Origin of the sequence: Bradyrhizobium viridifuturi, assembly GCF_001238275.1 — a bacterium.
Lineage (GTDB): Bacteria > Pseudomonadota > Alphaproteobacteria > Rhizobiales > Xanthobacteraceae > Bradyrhizobium > Bradyrhizobium viridifuturi.
In genome coordinates this window covers 68,986-85,940 of the sequence record NZ_LGTB01000030.1, presented here as the reverse complement: position 1 = coordinate 85,940, position 16,955 = coordinate 68,986, and the positions used below count along the sequence as shown (strand labels likewise).

Annotated in this window: 19 protein-coding genes; 8 read left to right on the top strand and 11 right to left on the bottom strand. The window is 65.3% G+C overall.

Annotated elements, in window-relative coordinates; all coding sequences use genetic code 11:
• Nucleotides 1-18: 18 nt before the first annotated feature.
• The 8 genes from soxA to ALC15_RS25695 form a co-directional block, all read right to left on the bottom strand.
• A complete protein-coding gene (gene soxA / locus ALC15_RS25730) occupies nucleotides 19-792 on the bottom strand; it encodes a sulfur oxidation c-type cytochrome SoxA (RefSeq protein WP_050629678.1) in 774 nt (257 codons plus the stop codon).
• Nucleotides 789-1,109, bottom strand: a complete 321-nt coding sequence (gene soxZ, locus ALC15_RS25725) for a thiosulfate oxidation carrier complex protein SoxZ (RefSeq protein ID WP_050629677.1) — start codon at nucleotides 1,107-1,109, stop codon at nucleotides 789-791. The genes soxA and soxZ overlap by 4 nt, the downstream gene beginning before the upstream one ends.
• Nucleotides 1,109-1,570, bottom strand: coding sequence for a SoxY-related AACIE arm protein (locus tag ALC15_RS25720; protein WP_050629676.1), 462 nt, complete (start codon nucleotides 1,568-1,570; stop codon nucleotides 1,109-1,111). Before ALC15_RS25720 ends, soxZ begins: the two co-directional genes overlap by 1 nt.
• Before the next feature lie 8 nt (nucleotides 1,571-1,578).
• Nucleotides 1,579-2,007 carry a sulfur oxidation c-type cytochrome SoxX gene (gene soxX, locus ALC15_RS25715; protein ID WP_050629705.1) on the bottom strand — a complete coding sequence of 143 codons (429 nt, stop codon included), beginning with the start codon at nucleotides 2,005-2,007 and terminating at the stop codon, nucleotides 1,579-1,581.
• Nucleotides 2,008-2,020: 13 nt separating this feature from the next.
• Nucleotides 2,021-3,295, bottom strand: coding sequence for an NAD(P)/FAD-dependent oxidoreductase (locus ALC15_RS25710; RefSeq protein ID WP_050629675.1), 1,275 nt, complete (start codon nucleotides 3,293-3,295; stop codon nucleotides 2,021-2,023).
• Between the two features lie 57 nt (nucleotides 3,296-3,352).
• Entirely contained in the window at nucleotides 3,353-5,533 is a 2,181-nt protein-coding gene (locus ALC15_RS25705) for a xanthine dehydrogenase family protein molybdopterin-binding subunit (protein WP_050629704.1), read from the bottom strand.
• A gap of 10 nt (nucleotides 5,534-5,543) precedes the next feature.
• Nucleotides 5,544-5,993 (bottom strand): (2Fe-2S)-binding protein, encoded by a 450-nt coding sequence (locus ALC15_RS25700; RefSeq protein WP_050629674.1) that lies wholly within the window; start codon nucleotides 5,991-5,993, stop codon nucleotides 5,544-5,546.
• A 155-nt stretch (nucleotides 5,994-6,148) separates the two neighbouring features.
• Nucleotides 6,149-7,546 carry an MFS transporter gene (locus ALC15_RS25695; RefSeq protein ID WP_050629673.1) on the bottom strand — a complete coding sequence of 466 codons (1,398 nt, stop codon included), beginning with the start codon at nucleotides 7,544-7,546 and terminating at the stop codon, nucleotides 6,149-6,151.
• Nucleotides 7,547-7,947: 401 nt separating this feature from the next.
• On the opposite strand from ALC15_RS25695, the gene ALC15_RS46500 reads away from it, so the two are divergent.
• From ALC15_RS46500 to ALC15_RS25680, 4 genes are read left to right on the top strand one after another with little or no spacing between them, the layout of a single operon-like run.
• Entirely contained in the window at nucleotides 7,948-8,712 is a 765-nt protein-coding gene (locus ALC15_RS46500) for an ABC transporter permease (protein ID WP_244486259.1), read from the top strand.
• A 2-nt stretch (nucleotides 8,713-8,714) separates the two neighbouring features.
• Nucleotides 8,715-9,722, top strand: coding sequence for an ABC transporter permease (locus tag ALC15_RS46495; protein ID WP_244486258.1), 1,008 nt, complete (start codon nucleotides 8,715-8,717; stop codon nucleotides 9,720-9,722).
• 24 nt (nucleotides 9,723-9,746) lie between these two features.
• Nucleotides 9,747-10,772, top strand: a complete 1,026-nt coding sequence (locus tag ALC15_RS25685; RefSeq protein WP_244486257.1) for an ABC transporter substrate-binding protein — start codon at nucleotides 9,747-9,749, stop codon at nucleotides 10,770-10,772.
• 15 nt (nucleotides 10,773-10,787) lie between these two features.
• Entirely contained in the window at nucleotides 10,788-11,891 is a 1,104-nt protein-coding gene (locus tag ALC15_RS25680) for an ABC transporter ATP-binding protein (protein ID WP_050629672.1), read from the top strand.
• A 7-nt stretch (nucleotides 11,892-11,898) separates the two neighbouring features.
• Here the strand turns inward: ALC15_RS25680 and ALC15_RS25675 are convergent, their stop codons facing one another.
• From ALC15_RS25675 to ALC15_RS42165, 3 genes are read right to left on the bottom strand one after another with little or no spacing between them, the layout of a single operon-like run.
• The gene (locus tag ALC15_RS25675) at nucleotides 11,899-12,879 is read right to left on the bottom strand and encodes a Bug family tripartite tricarboxylate transporter substrate binding protein (protein WP_050629671.1); all 981 of its coding nucleotides are present in this window, start codon (nucleotides 12,877-12,879) and stop codon (nucleotides 11,899-11,901) included.
• A 42-nt stretch (nucleotides 12,880-12,921) separates the two neighbouring features.
• Nucleotides 12,922-13,242 (bottom strand): IclR family transcriptional regulator, encoded by a 321-nt coding sequence (locus ALC15_RS42170; protein ID WP_244486264.1) that lies wholly within the window; start codon nucleotides 13,240-13,242, stop codon nucleotides 12,922-12,924.
• A complete protein-coding gene (locus ALC15_RS42165) occupies nucleotides 13,200-13,709 on the bottom strand; it encodes an IclR family transcriptional regulator (protein WP_050629669.1) in 510 nt (169 codons plus the stop codon). The genes ALC15_RS42170 and ALC15_RS42165 overlap by 43 nt, the downstream gene beginning before the upstream one ends.
• Before the next feature lie 117 nt (nucleotides 13,710-13,826).
• On the opposite strand from ALC15_RS42165, the gene ALC15_RS46490 reads away from it, so the two are divergent.
• From ALC15_RS46490 to ALC15_RS25655, 4 genes are read left to right on the top strand one after another with little or no spacing between them, the layout of a single operon-like run.
• The gene (locus tag ALC15_RS46490) at nucleotides 13,827-14,144 is read left to right on the top strand and encodes an acyl-CoA dehydrogenase family protein (protein ID WP_244486256.1); all 318 of its coding nucleotides are present in this window, start codon (nucleotides 13,827-13,829) and stop codon (nucleotides 14,142-14,144) included.
• On the top strand, nucleotides 14,141-14,647 hold the full coding sequence (locus tag ALC15_RS46485) for an acyl-CoA dehydrogenase family protein (RefSeq protein WP_244486263.1): 507 nt from the start codon (nucleotides 14,141-14,143) through the stop codon (nucleotides 14,645-14,647). The genes ALC15_RS46490 and ALC15_RS46485 overlap by 4 nt, the downstream gene beginning before the upstream one ends.
• The gene (locus tag ALC15_RS46480; protein WP_244486255.1) at nucleotides 14,617-15,069 is read left to right on the top strand and encodes an acyl-CoA dehydrogenase family protein; all 453 of its coding nucleotides are present in this window, start codon (nucleotides 14,617-14,619) and stop codon (nucleotides 15,067-15,069) included. Before ALC15_RS46485 ends, ALC15_RS46480 begins: the two co-directional genes overlap by 31 nt.
• 47 nt (nucleotides 15,070-15,116) lie before the next feature.
• Nucleotides 15,117-16,937 (top strand): flavin-containing monooxygenase, encoded by a 1,821-nt coding sequence (locus tag ALC15_RS25655; protein ID WP_094194093.1) that lies wholly within the window; start codon nucleotides 15,117-15,119, stop codon nucleotides 16,935-16,937.
• Nucleotides 16,938-16,955 lie beyond the last annotated feature (18 nt).

Below are 16,955 nucleotides of genomic sequence, written 5' to 3'. Positions count from 1 at the left end.
TTGCGATGAGCTGATGTCCTATGGCCTGACCGCCGGCGTCTCCACCGGCATGCCGCGCGCCCGCGTCATCAGATAGAGCTCGAGCTCGACCAGCTCCGGCGAGCCGTAGTCGTAGGCCTGCGCCCGGATGCCGGTGATGCAGGCGCGCAGCCGGCGCTGCAACGATCCGAGCGACTGCCATTCCAGCCGGTAGAGCGGATAGCCGGTCGGTTGCGCTTGCGTGATGGCGCTGCCCGCGAGCTTCTTGTCCCAATTATCGTCGTGGCAGTTGGCGCAGGCCAGGTTGAGCTGGCCTTGTCGCTGGATGAACAGGGCGTGGCCCTTTTCGACGAACGGCGCGATCTCCGGATCGTCACCGGCCGCGATCGGCACGCCGCGCGATTGCTGCGCGACATAGGCTGATAGTGCCAGCAGCTCGCGGCTTTCATAGGCGAACGGCGATGCCTGCTGGTGATCGGCACGGCAGAGGTTGATCCGCCCTTCGAGATCGACGGGCTTTCCGAGTGTCTTCTCGAATGCCGGATAATGCGCAGCGACGCCCTTCATGCTGACCCGCGCATCATCGTGGCAATCGGCGCAGGCCTTGTTTGCGGCGCCGGCCTTGCGCTTCCACAGCGCCTCGCCGTCGAGCACGAACAGCATGCCGGGATTCGCAGTGTCCTCGTCCTGCATCGCCTGGGTGTCCGCGCTCATGAAGCTGTAGCCGGAGCGGCGCTGGTCCAGCGGAATTTCGGTGGCAAGCGTTGTGCCCGCCATTGCCGTCAGCAGCGCGATGCAGAGCGCAATCCTCATTCGACCGTGATCGAAGCCTGTGCGGTCTCCGAAAACCCCTTGTCGCCGATCCATTCGAACTCGAACTTGCCGCTCTCGGTCACCGTGGTGAAGAAGGTGATGAACGGATTGGCGGCGATCGCGGGATAAAGGTCGGCGCGGAACACTTCCGTGCCGTTGAAGCGGCAGGTGAAGCTCGTGATGATGTCGCGCGGCACCACGTCGCCGGACGCGGTGTGGCGATAGCCGGTCTCCATGATGTGCGACATCAAAGTCTTGATCTCGATCACGTCGCCGCGCTTGGCCTTCTTCGGCACGTTGATCAGGGCCGACGGCATCAGATCGCCTCCTCGGTGCAGGCGGCGAGCGTCACTACGACGTCAGCGGTCGCCGACCAGAACGTGTCGTCGGACAACCGCGCGATCGCCGTGACTTTCTGGCTGTCGGCGAGACGGATGCGGGTCGACACCTGCGCCCGGCCGGAACGCGGCCCGAGATAGAAATTGCCGATGTTCGGCTGCGGGTTCTTCTCGTTGAAGACGTGTATGCTCTTGACATAGGCGTCCGCCGTCATCGGGCTTTCGACGCTGACCGTCATCGGCACCGTGTTGCCGTTCTCGACCAACGGCGGGATATCGAGCTTGACCTTGCCGGTCCGCACATTGGCTTCGCCGACGATATTGCGGATCGCCGCCGACAGCATCGCCGGCGTCGCGTCGGCCGGGCGCACGATCACCATCATGGCGGCACCGCCGGTAAGGCTCAGAAACGTTCGCCGGGTGTGGTCCGAATTCGCCATGCTTGGTCCTAGTTCCGCAATGTCACAAGATACGCCACGATATCCTCGATCTGCTCCGCCGACAGGATCGGCTTGTCGCGCCATGAATTACCGACGCGCATGAGCCCCTCGACGCGATAGTAAGACGGCATGATCGTCGCTGCATTGAGATGCGAGGCATCGACCAGCCGGAGCCGCAATTGTCCCTCTGTCCAGCGGCTGCCGCTGCCGGTGAGGTTCGGCGCGAGGTCGCCCTGGAACGCCTGCTCGGGAAATGGGCCGCTGTGGCAGAGGATGCAAGTGGAGGAACGTTCGACGATCAACGTACGGCCGCGGGTGGCGTCGCCCTTGGTTCCCGTCAGCGGCTGCGGGATAGCATCGCCCACCACGGTGTAGGGCCGCAGTTCCTCGGCACCCGCGGGCGCGCAGGCTGCGAACAGGCCCGCGGCAAGCAGCAGCGTGAGAGCGAGCCTAGCCAAAGGCGTCTCCTGTGATGTTCTTGAACCAGTCGGCCGCCTGATCGGCCTCGCGCCGGCGCACCTCGCGCGGCGCATCGACCGGGCTCGTGGTCACCTCGGCCTCGGCATACTGATCCTCTTTCGGCTGATAGATGCCCTTCAGCGAGAATGCGTAGCCGGGGGCCACCGTGTTGTAGCAGGCCCCGTCGAGCCGCGGCATCTCCGGTGCTTTGCCCGCGAGTGAGTTCACGATCGCTGCCGCGCAGGCGCGGCCCTGCGCCGCCGCTGCGGAGGCAGACTTCGGAATCCCGCCGGCAATCGCGGCGTCACCGATGACGTGGATATTTGGCACGAGCTTCGAGGCAAAGCTGACCGGATCGATCGGGCACCAGCTGGTGTGGTCGGCGGCGCCGGCGATCGCGGCGATGCGGCCGGCTCTTTGCGGCGGGATCACATTGGCAACCGCTGCAGTGTAATTGCCGAAGTCGGTGACGATCTCCTTGGTCGCCGGATCAACCGATGTCACCCGTCCGCCCTGCGACAGCGCGATCCGTTCGATCATGCCGGGATAGAGCTCCGCCCAGGCCTTCTCGAACAGCTTCTGCTGCGAGTAATTGTCCTTGGCGTCGAGCACCAGGATCTTCGACTTCGGCTTGTTCGCCTTCAGATAGTGCGCGATCAGGCTGGCGCGCTCGTAAGGCGCCGGCGGACAGCGCAGCGGCGCGGCGGGGACCGCGATCACGACGAGGCCGCCATCGTCCATGGCCTCTAGCTGTCGGCGCAGCAGCATGGTCTGCTCGCCGGCCTTCCAGGCGTGCGGCATCTTTTCGGCGGCTGCTTCGTCATAGCCGGGCAGGGCCTCGAAGTGCATGTCGATGCCCGGCGCGAGCACAAGCCGGTCGTAGGGCAGCGCTGCGCCGTCGGAGAGTGTGATGCTGCGCGCCTGTGCGTCGATCTTGGTGGCCGCCTGCGCGGCGACCGTGATGCCGTCGGCCGCAACCCGGTCGTAGCTGAATTGCTGCGCGGAGAGTTCACGCAGGCCTGCGATCACCTCATTACTGAACGGGCAGGCGGTAAAAGTCTTGTTCGGCTCGATCAACGTGACCTGGAGTTTTGCGTCGAGCCGCCGCAGCGCCCGCGCGCAGGCCGCGCCGCCGAAGCCGCCGCCGATCACGGCGATGCGCGCTGCCGCTTGCGCCAGCGACGGACGCGCCAATGCGGCCGCTACTGCAACGGCAGCGGCGCCACGGATCACATCCCTGCGCGTCTGATGACGCGTGACGGCCATGCACGATAATCCGGAAAAGGGAAGCGGCGGCCGCTCAGGTCGCCGCTTCTGGTTTGATCAGGCGAAGGAGATGTTCTGGTTGCGCAGCGGGAAAGAGCGGATGCGCTTTCCGGTCGCGGCGAAATAGGCGTTGAGCACCGCCGGCGCCGCAACGCCGATGGTCGGCTCGCCGACGCCGCCCCAGAACCCGCCGCTCGGCACCATCACGGCCTCGACCTTCGGCATCTCGTTGATGCGCATCGAGTTGTAGGTGTCGAAATTGGCCTGCTCGATGCGGCCGTCCTTCACGGTGCAGCCGCCGTAGAACAGCGCGCTGAGGCCGTAGACGAAGGAGCCCGCGATCTGCCGCTCCACCTGCGCCGGATTGACGACGTAGCCGGGATCGGTGGAGGCGACGATGCGATGCACCTTGATCTTGCTGCCGTCGGTCACCGAGATCTCGGCGGCGCCGGCAACATAGCTGCCATAGCCCATCACCTGCGCGAGGCCGCGATAGACGCCCTGCGGCGCCGGCGTGCCCCAGCCGATCCTCTCGGCCACGGCGTTGAGCACGGCGAGATGCTTGGGGTGCTTGCCCATCAGCTTGCGGCGGAATTCGAGCGGGTCCTGGCCGACAGCCTGGGCCAGTTCGTCCATGAAGCATTCCATGTAGATCGCGTTGTGATTGACGTTGACGCCGCGCCAGAAGCCCGGCGGGACGTGTGGATTGCGCATCGAATGTTCGACCAGCAGGTTCGGCACCGAATAGCCGATCGCAGCCTCGCCGGATTGCGCGACGCCCTGGAAGGCGGCGGGGTCCATGCCGTTCTGCAAGGCTTCCGGGCGCACCGAGAACAGGATCGATTGGCCCGACAGCCGGTAGTGCAGCGCGACCAGATTATTGTCGGCATCGAACGCGCCGGTCAGCTTGCACTGCGTGACCGGATGATACTTGCCGTGCTGCATGTCCTCTTCGCGCGACCACAATAGCTTGACTGGCGTGCCCGGCATCTGCTTGGCGATCGCTACCGCCTGCCGGACATAGTCGGTCATGCCGCGCCGCCCGAAGCCACCGCCGAGCATCAGCTTGTGGACGTCGACCTTCTCGGCCGGCAGGCCGGAGGCCTCGAGCGCCGCCGCGAACGCCGCCTCGCCATTCTGTGTGCCGCACCACACCTCGCATTTATCAGGCGTGTAGAGCACGGTGGCGTTCATCGGCTCCATCGTGGCGTGGTTCTGGTACGGATAGCTGTAGACAGCTTCCACCTTCTTGGCTGCGCCTGCGATCGCAGCCTTGGCGTCGCCGTTCTGGTTGCCGACATAGGCCGGCTGCGCATTGTCGAGCCCTTCGGCAAGCCACTTTGCGATCGTCTCGCTCGATACCTTGGCGTTGTCGCCTTCGTCCCAGACGATCGGCAGGGCATCCAGCGCGGTCTTGGCGTGCCACCAGGTGTCCGCGACGACGGCAACCGCGCTGTCGCCGACCGGCACCACCTTCTTGACGCCCTTCATGCCTGATATCTTGGCTTCGTCAAAGCTCTTCACCTTGCCGCCGAACACCGGGCAATCCTTGATCGCGGCGTTCAGCATGCCCGGCAGCTTGACGTCGATGCCGTAGATCATCTTGCCGGTGGTCTTGTCGACGGTGTCGAGCCGCTTCAGGCCCTTGCCGGCGATGGTCCAGTCCTTCGGGTCCTTCAGCTTGACGTCGGCCGGCGGCTCGAGCCTGGCGGCGGCTTCCGCGACCTTGCCGTAGGTCGTGGTCTTGCCCGAGGACGTGTGGGTGATGACGCCATTGGAGACCTTGCACTCCGTGGCCGGCACCTTCCACTCGTTGGCCGCGGCCTGGATCAGCATCATGCGCGCGGTGGCGCCGCCCTTGCGGACATAGTCCTGCGAGGTGCGGATGCCGCGGCTGCCGCCGGTCGAGAAATCGCCCCAGGCGCGCTTGCGGGCGACGCTCTGGCCGGGCGTCGGATATTCCGTCGTGACCTTCGACCAGTCGCATTCGAGTTCTTCAGCGACGAGCTGCGCGAGGCCGGTCAGCGTGCCCTGGCCCATCTCGGAGCGGGCGATGCGGATCACCACGGTGTCGTCGGGCCGGATCACGACCCAGGCATTCACTTCGGGCGCGCCATCGGCTGCACGGACCACGGCGGGACCGCCGAACGGCAGATCGAGGCCGAGCGCGAGGCCGGCGCCGGCGGTGGCCGTGCCGATCACGAAGGCGCGGCGATTGAGCTTGACGTGCTGGTTCATGGCTGCCTCCTCACGCGTTCGCGGCAGCATGGATCGCCTCGCGCACCTGCTGGAAGGTGCCGCAGCGGCAGATATTGGTGATGGCGTCGTTGATGTCGTTGTCTGATGGCTTCGGGTTTTCCTTCAGCAGCGCCGCGACGGCCATGATCATGCCGCTCTGGCAATAGCCGCATTGCGGCACGTCGCTGGCGATCCAGGCAAGCTGCACCTTGTGCATCACGCCGCCCGCCGCGAGACCCTCGATCGTGGTGATGTCCTTGCCGGCCACCTCGCCGACCGTCACGCCGCAGGAGCGCATCGCAACGCCATCGACATGCACGGTGCAGGCGCCGCATTGTGCAATGCCGCAGCCGTATTTGGTCCCGGTTAGCCCGACATTCTCTCTGATCGCCCACAGCAGTGGCGTGTCGTCCTCGATGTCTACAGTGGTTGTCTTGCCGTTGATCTTGAGGTTTGCCATCGCTTTCCCCTGAATGGGTCCAATCCTCCGACTGGACTTCAGCACGATGTTGGCCTCGAAACTGGAACGGTTCAAATCAAGAATATGCGCTCGCAGCGCGGAAGAAAGTTGATGCCGCGGTGTATGGTCGCGCCTCTGCGCGCGTTACATGCCTGTCATGTCTTTTGCGGTGAGGCGACGGCCAGACGCAGGAAGCTCATCACGCTGCCGAGCGCGGCAAATCCGGCGCCCAGCGCCAGCGCAACGGTGGCGCCTTCGCGATCGGCCAATGCGAAGCAGAGGGCGGCGAGGGCGGCGCCGGTGGTCTGCCCGGTCAGACGAGCGGTCGCAACGATGCCGCTGGCGCTGCCGCTGCGGTGCGACGGGGCGCTCGACATGATCGCCTTCATGTTGGGGGTCTGGAAGAAGCCGAAGCCGAAGCCGCAGATCATCGTGCGCCAGACGATGTTGGCGACGCTGGGCTCCGCCGGCAGGGTTGCGAGCAGCACCATGCCAAGGCCGAGCAGCAGCATGCCGATGCCGCCGAGGATTCCGGCCGGATAGCGGTCCGACAGCCGGCCGCCGATCGGCGCCATGAAGGCGACCACCAGCGGCCAGGGCGTCATGAAGAAGCCGGTCTCGACCTGCGAGCGATGCAAGATGTCCTCGAAGTAGAATGGCAGCGAGACGAAGGCGAGGCCCTGCACCGCGAATGAGCAGACGGCGGTCGCGGCCGACAGCGCAAAGATCGGTCGGCGGAACAGATCGATCGGCAACATCGGCGCCGGATGATCGGCATGCCGCCGGGTCAGGATCCAGCCGAACACGAGCGCGCCGACGAGCTCGGCGATGACAAGCGCAGGAGTTGCCTTGTGGGCGGCGCTGCCAATGCCGATGATGAACAGGCCGAGACAGGCGCAGGCAAGGGCTGCACCGGTGAAGTCGAAGGCGTGTTTGGCGCGCGGCGTCTTCGGCAGCGTCTTCATGCCGATCAGCAATGCGATGATACCGAACGGAAGGTTGACGGCGAACAGCCAGGGCCAGGTTCCGAGCGCGAGGATTCCGGAGGCGATGGTCGGCCCCAGTGTGAAGGCGGTCGCGACCACGAGCGCATTGTGGCCGAAGCCTCGGCCATGCATCCGGCTCGGATAGACGAAGCGCACCAGTGCGGTGTTGACGCTCATCAGGCCGCTGGCGCCGAGGCCCTGCAAGGTCCGCGCGACCAGAAGGCTCGGCAGTGACCATGCCAGCGCACAGCCGAGTGACGCCAATGTGAACAGCAGCAGGCCGCCGAGATAGATCCGCTGGTGGCCGACGATTTCGCCGAGTGCGCCGAGCGGCAGCAGCGTGGCGACCAGGGCGATCTGATAGACGTTGACGACCCAGACCACCTCGGCAGGGCTGACATGCAGATCGCTCGCGATCGCCGGCAACGCGATGTTGGCGATCGCGGTGTCGAGCGAGGCCATCGCCAGCGCCGTGAAGATCGCGGCCACCGCCCAGCGGCGGGTCTCCCACGGCAATCCATCGGTGATTGGCACCGCTGCCGCGGTGGTCGGGGTCTTCTCGAGCATGTCTGAAACGGTCTCCGGCAAGCCATGTACTACGCCGGCATCGCGTTCCCCAGCCGCGTCATTGCATGATGCGTATGCGAAGAGGCGTTGCCGAGGGCGCCGGCAGGCCGCGCGCAAATCCAGTGTCGTCCCGGCCTTCGCCGTAACGACGCCTGGGAAGGAGCCGCGGGCTTTCATTCTTCTCGGTCGTCTCCGGAATACCGGATCACCCGCATGCGCGGGTGATGACACCGAACAAGCTGTTCGACAGGTTCATTAGACCGCCCAGCTCATGTTCCTTTGCTGTGTCACACAACCGCACGCAGACGACTTTCGGATAGCTTGCGTCACGGGCGCGATCGACTACCCTTGGTATACAAGCAGGCCCGACGTCAGATCGGACCGCAAGAGGGACGAGCGCATTGCACGGACAGGCCGACCGGCGCAGCGAAGCCATGCGAAGCGCCAGCGAGGGAACCCGGCGCCGAGCACTCACCGGCCTCTGGGTCGCGGCATTGCTGGCGATCCTCGGCTTCCTGGTGATCTATCCCGTCTTGATGCTGCTGCTCGGCGCGCTCACCGACACCAATCCGGTGGTCGACGGCATCCGCCTAAGCCTCAGCCATCTGTCGATCGCCAATTTTCTCGCCGTGCTCGCCAATCCGAATGTCGGCGAAGCGCTGCTCAACACGTTGATCGCCTGCGGCGGCGGCACGCTGATCGCGGTCGCGATCGGGCTCTTGTTCTCCTGGATCGTGGTTCGCACCAACACCCCGTTCAAGGGCTTCATCGCCGCAGCCAGCATCCTGCCGCTGTTTGCGCCGCCGCTGGTGGCGGGCGTCGCCTGGGCCATCCTCGGCTCGCCGAAGACCGGGCTGATCAACACGATGTTCAAGTGGATGGGATCGGACCTCCGCATCGATCTCTATTCGATGTGGGGGCTGGTGTTCGTGTTCGGCATCTACTACGCGCCCTATGTCTACATGTTCACCTCGTCGGCGCTGCGCAACATGGACCCGAGCCTGGAGGAGGCCGCGGAAATCTCCGGCGCCAGCCCGCTCGCCACCCTGTTCACGGTGACGTTCCCCCTGATCATGCCGGCGATCGTCTCGGGCATGCTGCTGTCGTTCATCGTGATGCTCGGCATCTACGGCATCCCAGCCGTGCTCGGCGCGCGACCAATCTGAATGTGCTGACGACTTACATCTTCAAGCTCACCAACTGGTCGCCGCCGCTCTACAACACCGCAGCCGCCGTCGCGATCATCCTGATGGTGGTGACCGGACTGCTGGTCTATCTGCAGCAGAAATTGCTCAGCGGGCGCAGCTATACCACCGTCGCGGGCAAGGCATACCGGCCGCGCAGCCTCGATCTCGGGCCGTGGCGCTGGCTCACCTTCGCACTCGGCACCGTGTATCTCCTGATCGTCGTGGTGCTGCCGTCGCTGGCGTTGATCGTTGCGGCCTTCCGCAAGTTCATGTTCATCCGCGATGCAGCCAGCCTGTTCGACATGCGGCAATATTCGTTGATGCATTTCGAGAGCATCTTCGACAATCCGCTGACCTTGAAGTCGATCTACAACGCGATCGAGGTCGGAATCATCACGGCGGTCGTCGGCGGCGCGCTGGCCTTTGCGATCGGCTACACCATCCATCGTACCCGCGTCGCCGGGCGCGGCGCCATCGACCTGATCTCGACGCTGCCGGTCGCGATCCCCGGGCTCGTGGTCGGCATCGCCTATCTCTGGGCCTGGATCGGTGTGCCCGGCGGGCTCTACGGCACGATCTGGATCCTCGCGCTCGCCTTCATCGCGCGCTTCATGCCCGACACCGTGAAGGCGCTGTCGACCTCATTCCTGCAGATCCATCGCGAGCTTGAGGAGGCCGCCTGGGTCTGCGGCCGCGGCATGCTCGGCACCATCACGTCGATTGTGCTGCCGCTGGCGCGCCCAGGCGTGCTGGCCTCGATGACGCTGCTGTTCGTGCTGGCGATCCGCGAGCTCGGCTCGTCGCTGTTCCTCTACACGAGCAACACGATGGTGATGTCGGTGCTGCTGCTCGACTACTACGAAGGCGGCAATATCGGCAAGACCGCGGCCTTCAGCCTGGTGCAGACGGTGTTGCTCGGGGTCCTGATCGGCGGTGCCAACTGGCTGTCGCGCGGGTCCGCGCAACGCAACGTGGCGCGAACCGGATAACAACAAACGAGGGGAGGATTGGCGATGGATAGACGAACCTTCACCACACTGGCGCTGGCAAGCGCGGCGACGCTTGCGCTGGCGCCGGCGGCACGGGCGCAGGAGTTGGGCTCGGCGGAACTGATCGCGGCGGCCAAGTCCGAAGGCAAGCTCGTCTACTACACGGCGAACTTCGCCGAGATCGAACAGCAGGTGATCAAGGCCTTCAACAAGCGCTTTCCCGAGATCACGGTCGAGATGGTCCGTGCGCCCGGCGGCCAACTTATCACCCGCGTGAAGACCGAGGCTGCGGCCGGCAAGCTGATCGCCGACGTCGTCGACCACTCCGATCGCGCGCTGATGCAGCCATTGGAAGATCTGTTCCAGGACTACGCGCCACCGAATGCGGCCGACTACGATCCGCATGCACTGATCTCACCGAAGCTGTGGCCGCGCGCCACGATCGCCTGGTCGATCGCCTACAACACGGAGCTGGTGAAGGATCCGCCGAAATCCTGGATGGACCTGACCAAGCCGCAATATGACAAGCTGATCGGCCAGGTGTTCGCGCAGTCCGGCGGCACCACCTGGACGCGGATCATGTTCGAGCGCGAGGTGCTCGGCGAAGATTATTGGGCGAAGCAGGCGGCGACCCATCCGGTGCTCTATCCCTCGGGCGCGCCGACCGCCGATGCGCTGGTGCGCGGCGAGATCGCGATCGCGCCGCTGCTCTACAACGTAGTCTATCAAAAGAAGAAGGACGGCGCGCCGATCGAGATCTTCTTCCCGCCAGAGGGCTCTCCGGTCAATCCCTATGCGAGCGGGATTCCAAAGACGGCAGCTCACCCCAACGCGGCAAAGCTGTTCCTGAACTGGTGCCTGTCGAAGGAGGGGCAGACCTTCATGATCAAGGAGCTCGGCAATCTCACCTCGTTGAAGGAGCCGCCGGCCTTCCCGGAAGGATTCGATCCCAAGGTGGTCAAGCTCTGGTACCCGAACTTCGACCAGTATGTGAAGCTGCACGCGGCATGGGTCGCCGAGTGGGACAAGACGTTCGGTTATCGGCAATAGGCGACGAGGCAGGCGATGACGGCGACGCTCGAAGTCACCGATCTCAGGAAGCAGTTTGCGATCGGCCGTCCGGCCATCGATGGCGTTAGCTTCAATGTGCCGGCCGGCGAGATCGTGGTGCTGCTGGGGCCATCCGGATGCGGCAAGACCACGACGCTGCGTTGCGTCGCGGGGCTCGAGCATCCGACCGGCGGCGAGATCAGCATTTCCGGCCGGGTGGTCTCCTCGCCGGCGCGCGGCGTCCTGGTGCCGCCGCGTGCGCGCAATCTCGGCATGGTGTTCCAGTCCTATGCGGTGTGGCCGCATATGACGGTGCGGCAGAACGTCAGCTATCCGCTGAAGCACCGCACGGTCGGGCACACCGATGCCGCTCGCATGGTCGAGGACGCGCTGGCGCTGGTCGGGCTGTCAGACTATGCCGACCGGCCGGTGGTGGCGCTGTCGGGCGGACAGATGCAGCGCGTCGCGCTGGCGCGCAGCATGGTGTACCGGCCGCAACTCTTGCTGCTGGACGAGCCGTTGTCGAATCTCGATGCCAAACTGCGCTTGCGGCTGCGCGATGATCTCCGTGTCATCCTCAAGCAGACCGGGATGACTGCGCTCTATGTCACCCATGATCAGGCCGAGGCGGTCGTGCTCGGCGACCGCATCGGTGTCATGCGCGACGGCAAGCTGTTGCAGATGGACACGCCCGACGTGATCTACAATCATCCCGCCGATCTGTTCGTCGCCAATTTCACCGGTGCGACCAACGAGCTTGCCGGCCGGCTGGTCGCATGCCACGGCCGCTACGGCGTGGTCGATTTCGGCGACGGCCGGCAAGGCGAGGTGGCCCTGTTCCAGCCGCTTAATCCCGACGAGAAGGTACGCGTCGCGCTGCGGCCCGAGAACATCGCGATCGGCCGGCCCGATGGCGCCAATACGTTTGCGGCAAAAGTGCTCGACCGCCGATACCAGGGCACCCAGACCGCCTATGGCATCGAGCTGTTCGGCAAACGGCTCGAAGCGATCGAGCTCGGCACCGCCGCGCGTCATCAGGTCGGCGTCGAGGCACAGGTCGTGTTGCCCCGCGAATGCCTGTGGGCCTATCGCGACACCGGGCCCGCGTCTCCTGACTGACAAGAAGTTACTGCAGCGCCATTCCAGACGTCTTGATCACCGTCGTCAGCTTCTGCTGATCGGCCTTCATCAGCGCGGCGAGCTCGTCGAGCGACATCGGCTTGCCCGGAATGTTGGCGAGCGACAGCTGGCGCTGCACGTCCGGGTTCTGCAACGCCTTGTTGATCGCCGCATTGATCTTCGCAAGCAGCGGTGCCGGCGTGGCAGCCGGCAGGTAGATGCCGTACCAGGGCACGTAGGCGGCCTCGGCGAAGCCGGCCTCCGCAATCGTCGGCACCTCCGGCAGGTCGGGGACGCGCTTGTCGGTGAGCACCGCGAGCGGCTTGACGCTGCCGGCCTTGATGTGCGGCAGCGCGAGTTCGAGCGAGACGATCTCGAAATGCATCAGGTTGGTCATCAGGTCGATCAACGCCTGCGGCTGGCCCTTGTAGCCGACATTGGTCAGCTTGATCCCGGCGACCTGAAACAGCTTCTGCGCGCTGAGATCGATCGACGATCCGGTGCCGGGATTGCCGAAATTGAACTCTCCGGGCCGCTTGCGGGCCAGCTCGACGAACTCGCCGATCGTCTTCACCGGCATCGACGGATGCACCAGCGCGACGCTTTGATTCCAGACCGCGAGGCCGACGCAGGTGAAATCCTTGGCCGCGCTCCAGCCGGCATCCTTGTAGAGATCGGGGTTGACCAGCAAAGCGGGGCCGGTGACGAGCCAAGTGTAGCCGTCCGGCTCGCTGCGCGCGACCGCGGCGGTGCCGATATTGCTGTTGCCGCCGGGACGCGCCTCCACCACGACGGTCTGCTTCCAGTCGCGGCCGACCTGCTCGGTCACCGCGCGCGCGACGATGTCGACGATGCCGCCGGCGGGGTAGGGCACGACGATGTGGATCGGCCGGCTCGGGTAATTGTCCTGCGCCTTGGCGCCGGCGCTAACCAGCGGGATGAATGCGATTGCCGCGAGCAGTCGAATGGCGGTTGCGATGCCGCGCATGTCTCCCTCCCCATGTCTGTCGCATCGTCTGCGCGATGCGTCTTAGTCGTTCGCCACCAGTGAGCGGATGCTGCGGGCGAGCCCGAGGATGCGCGGCCCGCATTCGCGCTCGATCTGCTCGGCGCTGAAGCGAAACGAGGGGATGCCGCAATTGACCGACAGGCATTCGCCGGCGGGCGTGCGATACAATGGCGCGGCGACGCCGAAAATCTCGCGACGCCATTCGCCAAGCGAGACCGCGAAGCCGCGCTCGTTGCAGAGCTCGACGTCCGGCAGCGTGCGCCGCTCGACATAGTCGAGCTCCTCGGGGCGTTCGGCCTTCACGCGCGCGACATAGGCGTCGCGTTCCTCCGTGGTGAACAGCGACAGCAGCGCGCGCCCGACCGCGGTCGCGCCAGCGAGGAGACGAAGCCGACGTCAGGCACGTGCGGCACCGCGTCCGTGGTGCGCAGCGTCTCGACATAGATGAAGTCGAGCCCGAACGGCATTGCGATCGACACCGTGCCGCCGGTGTAGGCAGCGAAGTCACGCATCAGGGGGCGCGCGAGCTGACGGACCTTGAGCGACGACAGCACCGGATAGGCAGCGGCAAGCACGCCCAGGCCGAGCACGAAGCGGCCCTTGGCGTCGCGCCTGAGATAGCCGAGCTGCTCCAGCGTGTAGGTCAGGCGCGAAACGGTCGGTCGCGACAGGCCGGTGTGTTCGGCAAGCTCCGCATTCGAGAGTGGACCTGCGTGGTTGCGGAACGCCGCCAGCACATCGAGCCCATGCGCCAGGGTGGTCGCAAAGGACGGGTCGGTCTGGGGTTCGAGCGAGGACAATGCCGCCATGCGAAATAATGGTCCCAAAGAGGCAGAAATGTCAATATATCGAAATGAATTTGCAAATCGTTTGATATGGGCTTATCTGACGCCCAAAGGGACGGTCCCAAAGGGACGGGAGGCGGCATGGATTTCGGTCTGTCCGAGCGATCGGAGCGTTGGCGGCGCGATCTGCTAGCCTTCTTCGAGCAGGAGGTGCTGCCGCGCCATCGCGCCTGGCTCGACCACGTCCGTACCCACAACGACGCGCCGCCCTTCATGGCCGAGATGCAGCAGAAGGCGCGGGCGGCGGGCCTGTGGAATCTCGGCCTGCCTGAACTCGCCGATGATGAGCCGGGCACGCGGCTCTCCAATCTCGACTACGCGCCGCTCGCCGAGATCATGGGACGGCTGTTGTGGGCGCCGGAGGTGTTCAACTGCCAGCGCCCGACGTGCCGAACATGATCGCCTTGCAGGCTTGCGCGACGCCGGAGCAGAAGGCGCGCTGGCTGGCGCCGCTGCTCAACGCCGAGACGCGCTCCGCCTTCGGCATGACCGAGCCTGATGTGGCCTCGTCGGATGCAACCAATATCGCAACCCGGATGGTGCGCGACGGCGATCACTACGTCATCAACGGGCGGAAGTGGTTCATCACCGGCGCCGCGCATCCGCGCTGCAGTTTCCTGATCGTCATGGGTGTGACGGATGCCGGCGCCGAGCGCACCAGCCGGCATTCCTGCATCATCGTGCCGATGGATGCGCCCGGCGTGCGGCTGGTGCGGCGGCTGCGCTGGATGGGCTGCGAGGATCATGTCGCGCCGATCGGCGAGCTCGTGTTCGACAATGTCCGGGTGCCCGCGGAAACCTGCTCGGCGCCGAGGGCGAGGGCTTCAAGGTCGCGCAGGTCCGGCTCGGTCCGGCCCGCATCCACCACTGCATGCGCTCGATCGGGCTCTGCGAGCTTTTGATCGAGCTGATGATGGCGCGCGCCGCGGAGCGCAGCGCGTTCGGCCGCACCGTGATCCAGTACGACACCGTGCAGCGCTGGATCGCCGAATCCCGCGTCGAGCTGGAGCAGGCGCGGCTGCTCGCCTATCGCTGCGCCTGGCGGCTCGATCAGGCCGGCCATCACAGCGCTTGGCGCGACGTCTCGCTGATCAAGGTCGCGGTGCCGGCGATGCTGCAGAAGATCGCCGACCGTGCGATCCAGGTGTTCGGCGCGATGGGTGGCTCCGACGACACGCCGATCCATCAGGCGCTGGCCTGGGGGCGGCTGCTCCGGATCGGCGACGGGCCCGACGAGGTCCATCTGCGGCAGATCTTCCGGATGGAGCCGATGCCGGACTGGTCGATCGCCAACTCGCCCTATCTTGCTGCACATCCCGCCTAAGCGGCGCTAGAGTATCCACCGAAATTTCCTGAACGAGGCGCCTTCCGATGACGATGACCGAGCAAGCCCGAGACGCAAAGCCCGCCGCGATCGACAAAGAGCGGCTGCGCTCGAAATATCGCGAGGAGCGCAACAAGCGGCTGCGTCCCGACGGCAATGACCAGTATCTCCAGATCAAGGACCAGCTCGCGCATTATCTCGAGGATCCCTACACGCCGGTGGTGGAGCGCGCGCCGAAGACCGATCACGTCACCTTCGCTTTCATCGGCGGCGGTTTTGCCGGGCTCGCCACCGCGGCGCGGCTGACCGAGGCCGGCGTCAAGGATGTCCGCATCGTCGAGAAGGGCGGCGATTTCGGCGGCACCTGGTACTGGAACCGATATCCCGGCGCGCAGTGCGACACGGCGTCGATGGTCTACATGCCGCTGCTCGAAGAGACCGGCCACATGCCGTCGGAGAAATACGCGCATGCGCCGGAAATCCTGGCGCACTGCCAGCGGATCGGCAGGCAATTCGGTCTCTACGACAATGCGCTGTTCCACACCGAGGTGACGGGCCTCGGCTGGGACGCGACGCAATCGCGCTGGATCATCCGCACGACGCGGGGCGATGCGTTCACCGCGCAATATGTCGGCATCGGCACCGGCCCACTGCATGTGCCGAAGCTGCCGGGCATTCCCGGCATCGAGCGCTTCAAGGGCCACTCGTTCCACACCAGCCGCTGGGACTACGACTACACCGGCGGCGATCCCAAGGGCGCGCCGATGGACAAGCTTGCCGACAAGCGCGTCGGCATCATCGGCACCGGCGCGACGTCGGTGCAGTGCATTCCGCATCTCGCGCGCGCCTGCAAGGAGCTCTACGTGTTCCAGCGCACGCCGTCGTCGGTCGACGTGCGCGGCAACGGCCCGATCGATCCCGACTGGTTTGCCGATATCGCGACGCCGGGTTGGCAGCAGCGCTGGCTGGAGAACTTCACCGCCAACCAGGCTGGCGGATCGGCAGAGGAAGATCTCGTTCAGGACGGCTGGACCGACTTGTCGAAGCGGATCCGCGCCAAGGTGATGCTGCTGCCGCGCGAGCAGCGCACCCTTGAAAACATGCGGGCGGTGTTCGAGGATTCCGACTTCGAGAAGATGGAGGAGATCCGCAACCGGGTCGACACCATCGTTCGCGATTCCGGCACCGCGAAAAACCTCAAGGCCTGGTACGGCCAGCTCTGCAAGCGGCCATGTTTCCACGACGCCTATCTGCAGGCGTTCAACACGCCGGGCACCCACCTGGTCGATACCGACGGCAAGGGCGTCGAAGAGATCACCGAGAACGGGATCGTCGTCGCGGGCAAGGAATACAAGCTCGACTGCATCATCTACGCGTCCGGCTTCGAGGTCGGCACCGAGTATAAGCGGCGGGCGGGTTTCGACGCGACGGGCCGCGACGGCATCAAGCTGTCGGAGTATTGGGGCGAGGGCATGCGCACCAAGCACGGCATCCATGTCCATGGCTTCCCGAACCTGTTCTTCGTGCAGCCGACGCAGGGCGCCAATCTGATCTCCAACGTGCCGCATAACCTGACCGAAGCGGCGCGCACCATCGCCCTGATGGTCGGACACGCGCAGGACAACGGCTTCAAAGAAATCGAGGTCAGCAAGGACGCCGAGGACCGCTGGGTCGAACTGCTGCTGACTGCGGTCGGCCGGATGATCGGCGGGCCTGATTGCACGCCCGGCTATTACAACAATGAGGGACGCGAGCCCGGGCCGGCGGCCAAGCTCAATGTCGGCTATCCGGCGGGCGCGCTGGCCTACTTCAAATATATCGACGAGTGGCGCCGCAGCGGTGAGTTCGAAGGCGTGCAATTCCGCTGAGCGGTGCACGATCGGGAC